Origin of the sequence: Dysosmobacter acutus, from assembly GCF_018919205.1 — a bacterium.
Taxonomy (GTDB): domain Bacteria; phylum Bacillota; class Clostridia; order Oscillospirales; family Oscillospiraceae; genus Oscillibacter; species Oscillibacter acutus.
The window spans coordinates 2392477-2407642 of sequence record NZ_JAHLQN010000001.1 but is presented as its reverse complement, the minus strand read 5'-3'; the positions used below and the strand labels follow the sequence as shown (position 1 = coordinate 2407642).

The window sequence follows — 15166 nt, the reverse complement described above, 5'->3', positions numbered from 1 at the left end:
GTGCACACTCCTTTTCTGCTGCTTTTAACAAAGGACAGTTTACACCAACCCGCGCCGGTTGTAAAGCCGGAGCTGTGCAATGGTATCCAACCGGTGCCTATACCACAAAAAAGTGCTTACTTTACAACCTGGGTGTTCCGACCTATGATGTGGCTGTACCGGGAGAGCAGCGCTTTCCCAAAGCACAGAATGAAACTGGAGGCATACATCATGAACGAAGTCGTTAAATTTTTGCAGGAAAATCCGGTCCAGTATCTGGCCACTGTCGGCCGGGACGGAAAGGCCAAATGCCGCCCCTTTATGTTCGCCCTGGAACAGGATGGGAAGCTCTGGTTCTGCACCAACCACACGAAGGACGTGTATCTGGACATGCGGGCCAACCCCTATGTGGAGGTCACGGTGTCCAGTCCGGACTACGCCTGGCTCCGGCTGAGCGGGAAGGCTGTATTTGAGAACAACCGGGCGGTGAAGGAGGGCTGCATGGCCAACCCCATCGTCAAGGATCAGTACCAGAGCGCCGACAACCCTATCTTCGAGGTGTTTTACCTGGAGGGCGCCCACGCCGTCATTGCCGACTTTTCCGGCAACCCGCCTGAGGAGTATAGCCTGTAAAAAAGAGCCGGGGAGGCAAAGAGATGAACCGAATGGAGCGAATCCGCTGTCTCAATGAACTTTTGTTGGAGGAGATGCCGGAATACAGGGATCAGGCCGCCGAATTCCCGGAGGCCGGGCAGCGGAGGCTTCTGCGCGGCCTGATGAATCTGCGGCCGCCGGGAGGGCTGAGCCAGGCGTTTTTGGACTTGCAGGACGAGCTGCTGAGCGCGGAACGGGGGGAGAAGGGCGTGGTGAACGCTGAACACCTGCCTCCCACGGCCCGGGATCCCCGCCTTGTGCTGTGGCGGGGAGACATCACCCGCCTTGCCGCCGGCGCCATTGTGGACGCGGACAACAGTGGACTCTTGGGGTGCTTTTGCCCCTGCCACGGCTGCATCGACAACGCCATCCACTCGGCGGCGGGGCTTCAGCTCCGGGAGGAATGCAGCCGCATCATGGTAGCTCAGGGCCATCCGGAGGCCGCCGGAGGGGCCAAGCTCACCGCGGGGTACAACCTGCCCAGCCCTTATGTGCTGCACACGGTGGGACCCGTCGTCCAGGGGCGGCTGCGGGAGGAGGAGTGCCGGACGCTGGCAAAATGCTACCGCTCCTGTCTGGAGCTGGCGGAGCGCCGGGGCATCCGAAGCGTGGCCTTTTGCTGCCTCTCCACAGGGGAGTTTCACTTCCCCAACCAGCGGGCCGCGGAGATCGCGGTGCGGACTGTGCAGGAGTTCCTTGATGAGACCGGAAGCGAAATGAAGGTGATTTTCAATGTATTCCAGGAAAAAGACGAGCGCATTTACCGAGCCCTCCTGGACCCCGACCGAACGGCTGAAGCAGGCGGTTGAAACCGCGGAGGCCATCGTGGTGGGTGCGGGCGCGGGCCTCTCCGCCTCGTCCGGCCTGCTTTATTCGGGACCCCGGTTTGAAACGCATTTTGAAGATTTCATTGAGAAATACCACTTCCCGGACATGTACACAGCCGGCTTCTACCCCTATCTAACGCTGGAGGAGTACTGGGCCTACTGGAGCCGACACATCTACTGGAACCGGTATGACCGGCCGGTGGGAGAGGCCTACCGGCTGCTGCTGGAGATGGTGGGAAGAAGGGAATACTTTGTGCTTACCACCAATGTGGATCACTGCTTTCAGGACACCGGATTCGATGAAAAGCGGATATTTGCCACACAGGGCGACTACGGGCTCTGGCAGTGCTCACTGCCCTGCTGCCAGAGGACCTTCAAAAACGAAGAGTCGGTCCGGCGGATGGTGGAGCTGCAAAGGAATATGCGGATTCCGGGGGAGTTGGTTCCAAGGTGCCCTGTCTGCGGCCGCCCCCTGACCATGCACCTGCGCTGTGACGACCGGTTTGTCCAGGACGCCGCGTGGTATGCGACCCAGACGCGGTGTATGGACTTTTTAAGCCGGCACAGGACGGGGCGGGTGGTTTATCTGGAGCTTGGCGTAGGCGGAAACACGCCCGCCATCATTAAATACCCCTTTTGGCGGCTCACCCTGGAAAATCCTGACGCCGTATATGCCTGTATCAATCCGGAGCCCTGGCCATTGCCGGAGGAGATTGCGTCCCGGGCGCTCTGGATCGGAGCCGATATCAAAAAGACGCTGGAGGAGATCACGGACGGCGGCGCGGAATAGAACAATCCCCCGGGAGGTTACTCCCGGGGGATTATTTCATTACAGGTCAAAGACACCCATGATAAAGATGCCGGCCACCACCAGCACGATCATGCCGTAGTGCTTCCAGGAGAGCTTTTCCTTGAGGAAAAGGCGGCTCCAGAGCACAGAGGCCGCGCAGTAGGAGGAGATGATGGGGGCGGACATGGCCAGATGCTGGGTGTCCGCGATGGCGTAGATGTAGGCGAACTGGCCGGCGGTTTCAAATACGGCGCCGGTATACTTGGGCAGTTCGGCCTTTGGAACAAGGGAATCCCGCTTGATGACCACCACATAGAGGAAGCAGAGGACCGCGGCCAGCAGGAAGGTCAGTTCGTAGGCCGCGTTGGCGCTGTCCTCATAATTTTCCACCATGGTGCTTAATACCTCCAACACCCGGTTGTCGGCAAAGGTGCCCAGAGCGTCCAACAGGCAGTAGGCCACCGGAAGGGCCAGGGCCAGAGCGCTCTTGGCGTATTTGTAGTTGCCGGCCTCCTGCCGGGCGGCCCGGAGGGACTCATCCTCCCGGGCGTCCACCACGCCGAGGCCGATGGCACCGATGCACACAAGGGCCACGGCGGCAAGAGCCAGAGGGGGATAGTCCGAGGCTCCGCCGGTGGCAATGGCCAGCACGGCCACCAGGGCGCCGGAGGAGTTGCAGATGGGCGATGAGATGGAAAGCTCAATGTACCGCAGGCCCAAATAGCCCAAGGTCATGGAACCGATGTACAGCAACGAGACGGGCAGGTAGATCAAAAGAATCTGGAGCGTGATGACCGTGCCGCCCACAAAGATCTCATAGGCGGCATGGAGGCCCATGACCGTGCCCACCGCCATGACCATCTTCAGATGGCTGTACTTATCGCTGCCGTCCCGGCAGCCAATCTTGGAAAACAGGTCGGAGCCGCTCCAACACAAAAGAGCGACCAGAGAAAGCCAAAACCACATAGATAGTTCTCCTGAATCGATTAAATTTTTTTGCTGCGCTGAAAACGCCGTGCCGGCGTGTAGCCGGCGGATGGCGATGAAGGGTCCTTGAAAACCCTTTGCCCTAACAAGATCGAAAAGAGCCGGGCTGCGCCCTCTCAGGGAAGCCGGATCAGACCGGCCTCCAGCAGCTTCTGGGCGGACATGAGAATGCCCAACTTGGCGTGATACCAGGTGAGCCCCCCCTGGAAATACACGGCATAGGGCGGCCGGATGGGGCCGTCGGCGGAGAGCTCGATGCTGCTGCCCTGCACAAAGGCTCCGGCGGCCATGATGACCTCGGCGTCATAGCCCGGCATGGCCCAGGGCTCCGGCGTGACATAGCTGTCCACCGGCGCCGCAGCCTGGATGCCCTTGCAGAAGGCCACCATGGCCTCCCGGCTTCCCAGGGTCACCGCCTGGATGATGTCGTGGCGGGGCTCGGAGGCGTTGGGGACGCAGAAAAAGCCCAGGCTTTCATAGAGGTTGGCGGCGAAGACGGCGCCCTTCAGCGCGCCGGAGACCACCGTGGGGGAGAGGAAGAGGCCCTGGTAGAGGGCCGGCATCAGCCCTAAGTTGGCGCCCACTTCCTGGCCCAGGCCGGGGGCGGAGAGGCGGTAGGCGCAGCGGTCCACGCACTCCCGGCTGCCGCAGATATAGCCGCCGATGGGGGCCAGTCCGCCGCCGGGGTTTTTGATGAGGCTGCCCACTACCATGTCCGCCCCCACGTCGGAGGGCTCCTGCAGCTCCACAAATTCCCCGTAGCAGTTGTCCACCATGCACTTGACGTCCGGCTTGACAGACTTGCAGAAGGCGATCAGTTCCCCGATCTGCTCTACAGAGAAGGAAGGACGGGTGGCGTAGCCCTTGGAGCGCTGGATGGTGATGAGCTTGGTGCGGGGGAGGATGGCGCGGCGGATGGCGTCGTAGTCAAAGGAGCCGTCCTCCTTCAGATCCGCCTGGGCATAGGTGACGCCGTACTCCTTCAAAGAGCACTTGCTCTCCCGGATGCCGATGACCTCCTCTAAGGTGTCATAGGGGCGGCCCACCGGTGAGAGCAGCTCATCGCCGGGCAGCAGATTGGCGCTGAGCGCCACCGCCAAGGCATGGGTGCCGCAGGTGATTTGGGGCCGGACCAGCGCCGCCTCGGTGTGAAACACGTCGGCGTAGACGCGCTCTAAGTTGTCGCGGCCGTCGTCGTTGTAGCCGTAGCCGGTCGTCGCGGCAAAGTGGGTGGCGTTGACCCGGTTCTTCTGCATGGCGGCCAGGACTTTGCACTGGTTGTACTCGGCCACGGAGTCGATTTGCTCAAACCGCTCTTTGAGCGAGGCAAGAAGTTTTTCGCCGTAGGAATAGACAGCCGGGGAGACCCCAAGCTGCTGATAAATGTGATGCATGTCAATCAGTCCTTTTCCCCTAAATCATCAGGGAATGTAATTCCATTGGCCCGCAGCATCACCCGCAGGGGGTAGCAGCGGTCCAGATAGCAGTCGCAGAACCACTGGTAGGTGGTCCGGCTGTCGCGGGAGAGCTCCGGGGTTTCCCGGCGGAAGGCCTCATAGGTCCGCTGATCTCCGGAGAGAAGAGCGGCGGCAAGCTCCCGCCGGTCCTCCTGAAGCAGGCGGCGGATCAGTCCGTCGTACAGCGCCGCGCAGGAGCGCTCCTCCTCATCGGCGTAGTCCTCCTTGTGGCCCAGCCAGTACAGGAAGTCCCGGGGGCTGATATCCGCCCTTGCCGCCACTTGGGAGAGCCTGAAAAAGGACAGGTCGTCGCCCCGGCGGAGGATGTCGATGAGATATTCGGTCAGACCCTCCTCCAACATTACGCTGGCGGCAAGGGCCTCTAAGGCGTGGGGCTTTAAATCGGGCGCTCTTGGGGGCTCGTCCTCCACATCCAGGGAGATCTGGGAGAGCGCTTTTTGGACATCCTCTTCCCGGAAACTGTCGAATAGGGACTGGGGGATGGCCTCGCCCTTGATCTGGGCGCAGGCGCGGACAAAGGAGGGAATGTCCCGGATCAGACCCTGCAATTCCACGGCCCGCTCCCACGGCGTTTCAGCGCTGAGCGCAATGCCGTCGGGCGGGGAGAGCGTCCCTTCGCAGAGCTCACCGCAAAATTGCAGATAATAGTCCATAAGCGTCACAAAACCACCTGCCTTTCCAATATAATTACGGAAAACCGCAATTAAAAACTTTACCACAATCAGGAAGCGATTGCAAGATGCGCGCAAGGGTTGATTTTATCTGGTATAATAACCGCATAGCGGCGGTATGTCCGATTTCATGCATATACCATAGCGGCCTTCTGCGACTGTGGTATCATGTTACAGTGCAGCGATGGCCCCTCATTTCATGCGGAGGCCGCACTGACGGTAAAAACAAACTGGACTCGTGTACACGAAAAAGGTTCATACTCAGGAAAAGAGGAATCAAGTTGTATCTGCACAGCTTCAATGAGGAGATGCGCAGCCGGTTCGGCTGCAAGGTGTACCGCCTGGCGCTGTCGGCCGGGTGCACCTGCCCCAACCGGGACGGCACTGTGGGAAGCCGGGGCTGCATTTTCTGCGATGGAGCGGGGGCCTTTGCGGCCCACGGCCCCATTTCGCACCAGCTGGCCCAAGCTAAGGCCAGAGTATCAGCCAAGGCCGGGAGCGGAGCGTATGTGGCTTATTTTCAGGACTACACCAACACCTACGCCCCTGTGGAGACGCTGCGCCGGCTCTTCACTGATGCCATGGAGCCGGAGGATGTGGTGGCGCTGTCCGTTGCCACACGGCCCGACTGCCTGGGAGACGAAGTGCTGGACCTTCTCCGGGACCTGAGAAGGAAAAAACCGGTTTGGGTGGAGCTTGGTCTTCAAACCATTCACCCGGCGACGGCGGAGTACATCCGCCGGGGCTATCCGCTGGAACAGTACGACGAAGCGGTAGAACAGCTGCACCGCATTGGCGCCGAGGTGATCACCCACATGATCCTGGGTCTGCCGGGAGAGGGCGCTGAAGAGATGGTCCGGACCGCGGAGTACATCGGCCGCTCCGGCGCGGAGGGGATCAAGCTCCATATGCTCCACGTGCTCCGGAACACCGATCTGGCGGAGGAGTATGGCCGGGGCGTATTCCGGACCATGGAGCTGGAGGAGTACATCTCCGCCCTGGAGCGGTGCATCCGGCGCCTTCCCCGGTCGGTGGTGATTAACCGCCTCACCGGGGACGGGGCAAAGAAGGACCTGATTGCTCCGCTATGGAGCGGAGATAAAAAGCGGGTGCTGAACGCCATCCGGGCATCGTTTTTAAGAGACGATTTGGTGCAGGGGTCGGAGCTTTGAGATCGTGAAAGGCGGGCGCAGCCTTTGCGCGTCGTCTCTGACTCTGCGCTGGTATTCCACCGCGGCGCGCCATGTGGGCTTTTGCAGACTGCCGCTGCACGCTGCAAAAAAAGCTCCCGGGCGCGGGATTTGAGGAAGTTCCGGTCCGGGAGGCGTTATATCAATAGAAGAGACTCCATGTCCGGCGGAAGGGGCGAGGTGAAGCGGAGCGCCTCTCCCGTGATGGGGTGGCGCAGGTGCAGCACATGGGAGTGCAGGGCCGGCCGGCCGATGAGCGGACTGTCTCCCTCTCCATAGAGCCAGTCGCCCTCCAGCGGATGCCCAACGCTTGCGAGGTGGAGCCGAAGCTGATGAGTGCGGCCCGTCTCCGGCAGGAGACGTATCAGGCTGTGGCGCTCCGTGCGGCGCAGCGTCTCATAGACGGTAACGGCGCGGTCCCCGTCCGGGCGGATGCACCGCCGGATGGCGGAGGATTCGTCCCGGCCGATGGGCAGGTCAATCCTTCCGCAGGGCGGTTCCGGATGCCCTCTTGCCACGGCCAGATACTCCCGGGAAAACTCCCCGCTGTGCAGCTGGAGCCGGAGCCGGTCGTGGACATAGCCGCTTCTTGCCACGGCCATCAGCCCGGTGGTCCCCTTGTCCAGACGATTTACCGGATGGAATATAAACCCCTCTTCCCAGCGCCCGGCCAGAGCGCCGGCCACGGTGGGTGTGTCCGGCGTCAAAGAGGAGGCGTGGACTGCCATACCGGCGCTTTTATCCAAAATCAGCAGGTCCTCATCCTCATAGACCACGTGGAGCGGGATGTCCAGAGGCGCAATGGCCCGGGCCGGAGGATCGCCGATTTCGATCTGGAGGACGTCTCCCGCCTCTACGGGATGCGTGACAAAGACCGGCGCGCCGTTGAGCAGGATGCCGTCCGGACGGCGCTTGAGCCGGGCCAGCTGGTGGGAGGAGAGGTTCAGCTCCCGGCGGAGCACATCTTTCACGGTTTTTCCACTTTGCTCCCGGCGGATGGTGAGCGCAAGCGCACGCATAGCGATTCCTCCTTTTTCCAACTGGAGACAGTTTAACAGAATTCAGGTGGAAAGACCAGAGATTTTATGGTATACTATTTTAGTTAGATCAAAAAAGGAGCGTATTCCATATGCTGCTCTCTGCGGAACATCTCTCCATCAACTTTGGCAGCCGTCAGCTTCTGGAGGATGTGAGTTTATTTTTGAATGAAGGGGACAAGGTGGGGGTCATCGGCATCAACGGGACGGGAAAGTCCACGCTGCTGAGGATTCTGGCCGGTGATTTGACGCCGGACAGCGGCACCATCTCCCGCAACCCCAATGTGCAGGTTGGCTATCTGCCGCAAAATCCCGTGATGGACGATGAAGCCGCCGTTTTGGAGCAGGTGTTTTTGCACATGCCGGACTCGTTTCGCGCCCTCAATGAATATGAGGCCAAGGCCATGCTGAACCGGCTCGGCATCACGGATTTTGATCAGCGGGTGGGCACCCTCTCCGGCGGGCAGCGCAAGCGGGTGGCTTTGGCCGCCGTGTTGCTGCACCCGGCGGATGTGCTGGTGATGGATGAGCCCACCAACCACCTGGACAGCGAAATGGTGGCCTGGCTGGAGCAGCGGTTGGCCCGCTTCTCCGGAGCGCTCATTATGGTGACCCACGACCGATACTTTTTGGAGAGGGTGGCCAACCACATCACCGAGGTTTCCCGTGGGAAGCTGTACCACTATGAGGCGAACTACTCCAAGTACCTGGAGCTGAAGGAGCAGCGCGAGGAGATGGAGCGCTCCAGCGAGCGCAAGCGCCAGTCCATTCTGCGCACCGAGCGGGAGTGGATCATGCGGGGCTGCCGGGCCAGGTCCACCAAGAGCAAGGACCGGATCCAGCGCTATGAGGAGCTGCGCCAGCGCTCCGCGCCGGAGACGGACAGTTCCGTTCAGATGGCGTCGGCTTCCGCCCGCTTGGGCCGGAAGATCATTGAGCTGTCCCACGTCTCCAAGTCCTTCGACGGCCGAACGGTGCTCCGGGACTTCTCCTACGGCCTGGGACGGGAGGACCGCATCGGCATTGTGGGGCGCAACGGCGTGGGGAAGTCCACGCTGCTGCGGCTCATCGCCGGCGATCTGGAGCCGGACTCCGGCGCCGTGGAGCGCGGGGCCACGGTGAAGATCGGCTACTTTTCCCAGGAGGGAAGGGAGCTGGACCTGAACCAGCGGGTCTATGACTTCATCCACGAGATCGCCGGGGAGGTCAAAACGGAGGAGGGGACCTTCTCCGCCTCCCAGATGATGGAGCGGTTTTTGTTCCCTGCGGATCTGCAGTCCGTGTCCATTGGCCAGCTCTCCGGCGGCGAGCGGCGGAGGCTGTACCTGCTGTCCATCCTCATGGCCTCGCCCAATGTGCTGCTCTTTGACGAGCCCACCAATGATTTGGACGTGACCACGCTGGCGATCCTGGAGGATTACCTTGATGGGTTTTCAGGCCCGGTGTTAGCCGTGTCCCATGACCGGTATTTCCTGGACCGCATCGCCACCTCCATGTTTGAGGTCCGCCCGGAGGGAGAGCTGCGCCGCTACAGCGGCAACTACTCCGACTATGTGGAAAAGCGGGTGGAGGAGGAGACGGCAAAGGAGCGGCCGGAGCGGGCGGAGACGCCAAGGGAGCGCCGCCGGAAGCTGAAGTTCTCCTATCAGGAGCAGCGGGAGTACGAGACAATTGAAGAGCGAATCGCCGGCCTGGAGGAGCAGCTGCGGGCATGTGGCGGGGAGATGGAGCGATGCGGCAGCGATTATGTGCGGTTGCAGGAGCTTCAGAGCCGCCAGGAGGAGCTGAGCGGACTTCTGGACCAGGCAATGGAACGATGGATGTACCTCAGCGATCTTGCCGAGAGGATTGAGGCACAGCAGGAAAGGAGCTTTTGATGGAACAAAAGAGAACAATCTGCCTGATGAATGATTCATTCCCGCCGCTGATCGACGGCGTGGCCAATACAGTGGTAAACTACGCCACGTTTATCCAGAAAAACCACGGCAATGCCATCGTTGCCACCCCATACAATCCGGAGGCCAGGGACGATTTCCCCTTCCCGGTGCTGCGCTACCGCAGCTTTGACACCACACGCCTTGTGGGCTACCGGGCCGGGTATCCCTTTTCCGTGGAGGCCATGCGGCAGCTGAAAGAGGCGGACATCAGCCTGATCCACAGCCACTGCCCCTTTGTATCCACCTTCCTTGCAAGGACCCTGCGGGCGGCCATCGATGTGCCGGTGGTCTTCACCTATCACACCAAGTTTGACGTGGACATTGCCAAGATCGTGGGCGACCACCCCTCTCTCCAGGAGAAGATCGCCAAGGTGGTGGTGATGAACGTCCAGGCCTGCAACGAGGTCTGGGTGGTCAGCCGGGGCGCGGGGGAAAACCTGCGCAGCCTGGGATACCAGGGGGACTACGTGGTTATGGAAAACGGCGTGGAGTTCCCCCGGGGACGGGTGGATGAGGCAGAAGTCCGCTCCGTCACCGCCCAATATGACCTGCCGCCTCAGGTCCCGGTATTTTTGTTTGTGGGCCGCATGATGTGGTACAAGGGCCTCCGGATTATTGTGGACGCGCTGTCCCGTCTGCGCACGGCAGGGCAGGAGTTCCGCATGGTGTTCATCGGCGACGGCACGGACCGCCAGGAAGTGGAGGAATATGCCCAGGCGGTGGGGCTTGGAGGCCGGTGCATCTTCACCGGCGCCATCCGGGACCGGGAGACGCTGCGGGCCTGGTACTGCCGGGCGGACCTGTTCCTGTTCCCCTCCACCTATGACACCAATGGGATTGTGGTGCGGGAGGCCGCCTCCTGCGGCTTGGGCAGCGTTCTGGTGGGGGGCAGCTGCGCGGCGGAGGGCGTGAGCGACGGGCGCAACGGACTGCTGATCCAGGAGAACGCGGAGTCCATGTCCGCCATGCTTCTGCGGGCCTGCGATCACCCGGAGTCCATGGCGCGGATCGGTGAAAATGCAATGAACGACCTGTACCTCTCCTGGGAGGAAAGCGTGGCACGGGCGGCGGAGCGGTACGAGGTGGTGCTGGAGCGCTACCGCCGGGGCGAGCTGGAGCAGGACCCCGGTGTGTTTGATGGATTTCTGAAGGCCGCCGGAGAGCTGATGACCGCCGTGGAAAAGGCCCGGGACTTCCGGGCGGACCCTGTGGGTGAGCTGAAGGAGCTGCGCTTTCGCCAGCGGGAGACCATGGGCCGGATGGCGGAGAGCTTCTGGCAGTACTTGGACCGCTATTTATGAGAGAACAAGAGAGAGCCGGGGGGCTCTCTCTTTTCCTTGCGGCAGGCGCGACGCAGGAGAGGAGAAACCTGCTGTGGAAGTGCGGAGGGTTACAGAATGTGGGAAAAACGATTGTTTTTGCCATTCTCTGTAAAATTATAAAAAAACACATGACAAGATAGGAAAATCTGCTATACTATCCTAAACAAATGTGAGATTGACAGGAGAGGCCTATGTCGCATAACGATCAGGAAATCACAAATGTGGAGGTTATTCAGGCGGAGTACCGCCGGATCAACCGAAAGTGGATGGGACTGCATTTCAAGGCGCTGTTCGGTCTGGCACTGTTCACCTTTGCGATGGAGATCGCCATGTTCTTTGTGATGGACCGGGCAGGGCTGATCAGCACGACAAAAGAGATTTACGTGTGGAAATACATCCTGATCCCCTCGGGGGTGAATTTCCTCTGTGTGCTTGCCAGCTTTTTGGTCAAACGGTGCACAAAGTGTTCCGATACCGTAAAAATCTACGTGGTGTCCCTCTGCTTTGCCGCGGCGGGATTCAGCGTATACAATGCCCACAGCCTGTTTGACGCGCTTTATATCGTGTTCACGATCCCCATGCTGATGACCACCGCCTACGGTAATCTGACCCTGACCACGCTGGTGGCCACCTGCTCGGTGATTGCAAAGGCGGTCTCTGACCTCTGGATCCGCTGGGACCCGATGCGGGTCGACGTGACTGCCACAGCGACGGAGTATACCGACTTTGTCATGTCCATGGTTTTGCTGCTGGTATTTTACGCGGCCTGCGTCATTGTGATCCACATCGAAAAGGAGAAGAACGACGTCAGCATCCAAAAGGAGCTGGAGCGGCAGCGGCTGAGTCGGGAGATGCTGATTGACAGCCTGACCCGGATTCAAAACCGGCACGGCCTGCGCCGGGCGTTTGACGAGATGCTGAAGGATTGTGACAGCGTGCCGTATCAGCTGGCCATGCTGGACCTGGACAATTTCAAGCAGGTCAACGACACCTATGGCCATCAAAAAGGGGACCAGTGCCTTCAGATTTTCGGCGGCGTGCTGCGCCAGGTCTGCGGTGACGGCGCCAGACCCTTCCGCTTCGGCGGTGATGAGTTCTGCATCCTGTTCCGGGGACAGGAGATGGGTTCGGCGGTGGAGACCTGCCGCCATATTCAGGAGCGGTATGCCTCGGCACTGGAAGCGGAGGGGGAGAAGCTCCCCTTTCATACCGCCAGCTTTGGCCTTGCGGCTTACCGGGCGGGAATGACGCCCACTCAGATGATCCGGGAGTCGGACGCCGCCCTCTATGAGGCGAAGCAGGAGAAGAATCAGATCAAAGTCTTTCAGACGCAGCAATGAAAAAAGGAGGGGCGTGCCCCTCCTTTTGATGCGTTATGAGAGCCGTTGACTTTTGTCGCAGGCGTACCACATGTTGTAGGTCTGCTGATAGACACGAAGGGCGTCCTCACTGTGGAGGACCATCCGCACCCGCTCCGGCAGGGGATGACTGGAGAGAAAGTCCATGATGGTCCGCAGCGCCACCGTGGCGGCCTGGGCCATGGGATAACCGAAAATTCCCGTGCTGATGGAGGGGAAGTCCACGCTGCGGCAGCCGTATTGCTGCGCCAGCTCCAGGCAGGAACGGTAGCAGCAGGAGGAGAGCTGCTCCGCCTCGCCGCAGCCGCCGCCCCGCCACACTGGGCCCGGCGTGTGAATGACGTATCCGGCCTTCAGCCGGTAGCCCTTTGTGAGCTTGGCCTGTCCCGTTTCACATCCGTGAAGGGTCCGGCACTCCACAAGAAGCTCCGGTCCCGCGGCGCGATGGATGGCACCGTCCACTCCGCCCCCGCCTAACAATCTGGTGTTTGCCGCGTTGACGATGGCGTCGGCATCCGATAAGGTGATGTCTCCCAAAACAAGCTCTAATTTTCCCATATAGCCGCCCCTTTCTGCTGCTCTTTCTCAGTATAATCAGCTGCGGGGAAAAAAACAAGCTTTTCACCGGGGCCGGAATGCGGTATAATAACCGTACACGGCTGTTTTTTATGGGTTCATGCAGATGTGAATGTAGCAGTGAGCCAACGAAGCGGCGCGTCCGGCAGGGAGCGGCCGCGTGGGTGGATAACCGGGAAGTCCACCCACGGCAAAGATCAGAGGAGTGTGAGAGTATGCGTGTCAACGACAGACACCTTTCCTTTTACTATGAGATGGACGACGACATCGGGGCCGTCCGCATCGACCGGCCAAGGACGGCGCTGCTGGTCATTGACATGCAGTACAGCCAGATCAGCCGCCCCTTGGGGAGAAGCGAAAGGGAGCAGCTGCGCTGGGAGCCATTTTACCGGAAGATTGAGGAAGTGGTGCTTCCCAACAACCAGACGATTTTGGAGACCTTCCGCCGATTGGAGATGAACGTCTGCTTTGCCAAGGTGGTGACCCACAAGAGGGACGGCAGCGACCGGTCGCTGAATCAGAAGGGCACCGGGTTCAACGCCTCCTACACGGTGGAGGGGGACCCCAGGGGGGAGATCGTGGCGGAGTTAGCGCCCGCGGCGGACGAGATTGTGGTGTGCAAGGGCACGGAAAGCGCCCTCACGGGTACGAATCTGCGGTTGCTGCTCCACAACATGGGCATTGACACGGTGGTGGTGACCGGTGTGCTGACGGACCAGTGTGTGTCCAGCACCGTGCGGAGCCTGGCGGACGAGAGCTTTCGGGTCTGGCTGATCGAGGATGCCTGCATGGCCGCCACGGAGGAGATACACAACCATGAGCTGGAGATCCTCAATAACCTCTACTGCCATGTCATCAATACGGCGGAGCTGCTGGAGGCGCTGTCAATTTCATAAAAAGAGGGCCGCGGAATGAAATCCGCGGCCCTCTTTTTCAATCAGTGTTTTGCAAGGTACTGCGCACAGGCCCGGTTGGCCTGACGGGACAGGAGTTCCTCGTCCACGCGGGTCAGGCGGCCCTGCTCCACCACCAGGCTGCCGTTCACCACGGTGTAGTCCACCGGTCCCCGCAGTCCCACGGTGGCCAGCACGGATTTGGGATCGTACAGTCCGCCCACCAGTTCCATGCGGCTGCGGTCCACCAGGAACAGGTCGGCGCATTTGCCCACCTCCAGGGAGCCGATATCCGTCCGGCCCAGCAGGGAGGCGCTGCCCCGGGTGGCCATCTTCAGCACGTCGTAGCCGGAGGGAGCATCGGCGCTGGAGGTCAGGCGGTGCAGCAGGTAGCACACCCGCAGCTCCTCCATCAGCGAAGAGCCGTCGTTGGAGGCGGAGCCGTCCACCGCCAGTCCTACCTTCACACCAAGGCGCAGCATCTCGCTTACCCGGGCCACGCCGGAGGAGAGCTTCATATTGGAGATGGGGCAATGGGCCACGCCTGTGCCGGTCTCGGCCAGCAGCTGCAGCTCATCGTCGTTGAAGTGGATGCCGTGGGCATACCACACGTCGCTGCCGGTCCAGCCCAAGGAGGCCATGTAGGCCAGCGGGCGCATGCCGAATTTCTCCAGGGTGAAGCGCTCTTCATCTTTTGTCTCCGCCAGATGGGTGTGGAGCCGAACGCCGTATTGGCGGGCCAGGACGGCGCTTTGCCGCAGCAGCTCCCCGCTGACGGAGAAGGGGGAGCAGGGGGCCAGGGCAATCCTTCGCATGGAGCCGAAGGAATCGTCGTGATAGCGCTCAATGAGCCGGACGGAGTCGGCCATGATCTCATCCACCGTCTGCACCACGCTGTCCGGCGGCAGGCCGCCGTCCTTTTTGGAAAGGTCCATGCTGCCCCGGGAGGCGTGCATGCGGATTCCCAGCTCCTCCGCCGCGGCAAACTGAGCGCCCAAGAGGTCGCCGGCGCCGTGGGGGAAGACGTAGTGGTGGTCAAAGCAGGTGGTGCAGCCGTGTTTCAAAAGCTCCCCCATGCCGCTCAGAGAGGACAGGCGGACCACTTCCTCGTCCAGACCCTTCCAGATTTCGTAGAGCGTGGTGAGCCAGTCGAAGAGCTCCATGTTCTGCACCTGGGGCAGGTTCCGGGAGAAGACCTGGTACAGGTGGTGGTGGGTGTTGACCAGGCCGGGATAACACACCATCCGGCTGCCGTCCAGGATCCGGTCGGCGCCGCAGGCAAGATCGGGGCCCAGGAAGCGGATGACGCCGTCTTCGCAATAGAGGTCTATGTGGGAGAGCACAGAATCGCTGTCGTCGCAGGTGACAACCGTATGTAAATTCCGGATGAGAAGAGAGGACATGGCGCTACCCCTTTCAAAGTTCGAATTCTGTCACAGGCGGCGTGGCAAACGCGCGTTAGCCGAG

The 15166-nt window shown here is 60.8% G+C and carries 14 protein-coding genes; 8 read left to right on the top strand and 6 right to left on the bottom strand.

Annotated features, from left to right (window positions below):
• Positions 1–210 precede the first annotated feature (210 nt).
• Genes KQI82_RS11500 through KQI82_RS11490 form a run of 3 tightly spaced genes read left to right on the top strand, consistent with a single transcriptional unit; the run spans position 211 to position 2250 of the window.
• A complete protein-coding gene (locus KQI82_RS11500) occupies positions 211–612 on the top strand; it encodes a pyridoxamine 5'-phosphate oxidase family protein (protein ID WP_216632888.1) in 402 nt (133 codons plus the stop codon).
• A gap of 23 nt (positions 613–635) precedes the next feature.
• Positions 636–1442: a protein-ADP-ribose hydrolase gene (locus tag KQI82_RS11495; protein ID WP_216632887.1), complete on the top strand. Its 807-nt coding sequence runs from the start codon at positions 636–638 to the stop codon at positions 1440–1442.
• Positions 1366–2250, top strand: coding sequence for an SIR2 family NAD-dependent protein deacylase (locus KQI82_RS11490; protein WP_216632886.1), 885 nt, complete (start codon positions 1366–1368; stop codon positions 2248–2250). The genes KQI82_RS11495 and KQI82_RS11490 overlap by 77 nt, the downstream gene beginning before the upstream one ends.
• Positions 2251–2289: 39 nt before the next feature.
• On the opposite strand, the gene KQI82_RS11485 is transcribed toward KQI82_RS11490, so the two are convergent.
• The 3 genes from KQI82_RS11485 to KQI82_RS11475 form a co-directional block, all read right to left on the bottom strand.
• On the bottom strand, positions 2290–3216 hold the full coding sequence (locus KQI82_RS11485; RefSeq protein ID WP_216632885.1) for an EamA family transporter: 927 nt from the start codon (positions 3214–3216) through the stop codon (positions 2290–2292).
• Positions 3217–3353: 137 nt separating this feature from the next.
• Positions 3354–4631 (bottom strand): methionine gamma-lyase family protein, encoded by a 1278-nt coding sequence (locus KQI82_RS11480; protein WP_216632884.1) that lies wholly within the window; start codon positions 4629–4631, stop codon positions 3354–3356.
• Positions 4632–4636: 5 nt separating this feature from the next.
• Positions 4637–5368 carry a hypothetical protein gene (locus KQI82_RS11475; protein ID WP_216632883.1) on the bottom strand — a complete coding sequence of 244 codons (732 nt, stop codon included), beginning with the start codon at positions 5366–5368 and terminating at the stop codon, positions 4637–4639.
• Between the two features lie 299 nt (positions 5369–5667).
• Here KQI82_RS11475 and mnmL point away from each other — a divergent pair, with 299 nt between their 5' ends.
• Positions 5668–6558 carry a tRNA modification radical SAM protein MnmL/YtqA gene (gene mnmL / locus KQI82_RS11470; protein WP_241426701.1) on the top strand — a complete coding sequence of 297 codons (891 nt, stop codon included), beginning with the start codon at positions 5668–5670 and terminating at the stop codon, positions 6556–6558.
• A 155-nt stretch (positions 6559–6713) separates the two neighbouring features.
• Here mnmL and KQI82_RS11465 read toward each other — a convergent pair whose 3' ends face one another.
• Positions 6714–7595, bottom strand: coding sequence for an RluA family pseudouridine synthase (locus tag KQI82_RS11465; RefSeq protein ID WP_216632881.1), 882 nt, complete (start codon positions 7593–7595; stop codon positions 6714–6716).
• Between the two features lie 110 nt (positions 7596–7705).
• Here KQI82_RS11465 and KQI82_RS11460 point away from each other — a divergent pair, with 110 nt between their 5' ends.
• From KQI82_RS11460 to KQI82_RS11450, 3 genes are all read left to right on the top strand, one after another.
• Complete coding sequence (locus KQI82_RS11460; protein WP_216632880.1) at positions 7706–9490, top strand: ABC-F family ATP-binding cassette domain-containing protein; 1785 nt, start codon at positions 7706–7708, stop codon at positions 9488–9490.
• 26 nt (positions 9491–9516) lie between these two features.
• Positions 9517–10851 carry a glycosyltransferase gene (locus KQI82_RS11455; protein ID WP_241426700.1) on the top strand — a complete coding sequence of 445 codons (1335 nt, stop codon included), beginning with the start codon at positions 9517–9519 and terminating at the stop codon, positions 10849–10851.
• Between the two features lie 212 nt (positions 10852–11063).
• A complete protein-coding gene (locus tag KQI82_RS11450; protein ID WP_216632878.1) occupies positions 11064–12212 on the top strand; it encodes a GGDEF domain-containing protein in 1149 nt (382 codons plus the stop codon).
• A 33-nt stretch (positions 12213–12245) separates the two neighbouring features.
• On the opposite strand, the gene KQI82_RS11445 is transcribed toward KQI82_RS11450, so the two are convergent.
• Positions 12246–12788 (bottom strand): O-acetyl-ADP-ribose deacetylase, encoded by a 543-nt coding sequence (locus tag KQI82_RS11445; RefSeq protein WP_216632877.1) that lies wholly within the window; start codon positions 12786–12788, stop codon positions 12246–12248.
• A 233-nt stretch (positions 12789–13021) separates the two neighbouring features.
• Here KQI82_RS11445 and KQI82_RS11440 point away from each other — a divergent pair, with 233 nt between their 5' ends.
• On the top strand, positions 13022–13702 hold the full coding sequence (locus tag KQI82_RS11440; protein WP_216632876.1) for a cysteine hydrolase family protein: 681 nt from the start codon (positions 13022–13024) through the stop codon (positions 13700–13702).
• 41 nt (positions 13703–13743) lie between these two features.
• On the opposite strand, the gene KQI82_RS11435 is transcribed toward KQI82_RS11440, so the two are convergent.
• Positions 13744–15102 (bottom strand): 8-oxoguanine deaminase, encoded by a 1359-nt coding sequence (locus tag KQI82_RS11435; protein ID WP_216632875.1) that lies wholly within the window; start codon positions 15100–15102, stop codon positions 13744–13746.
• Positions 15103–15166: the final 64 nt, after the last annotated feature.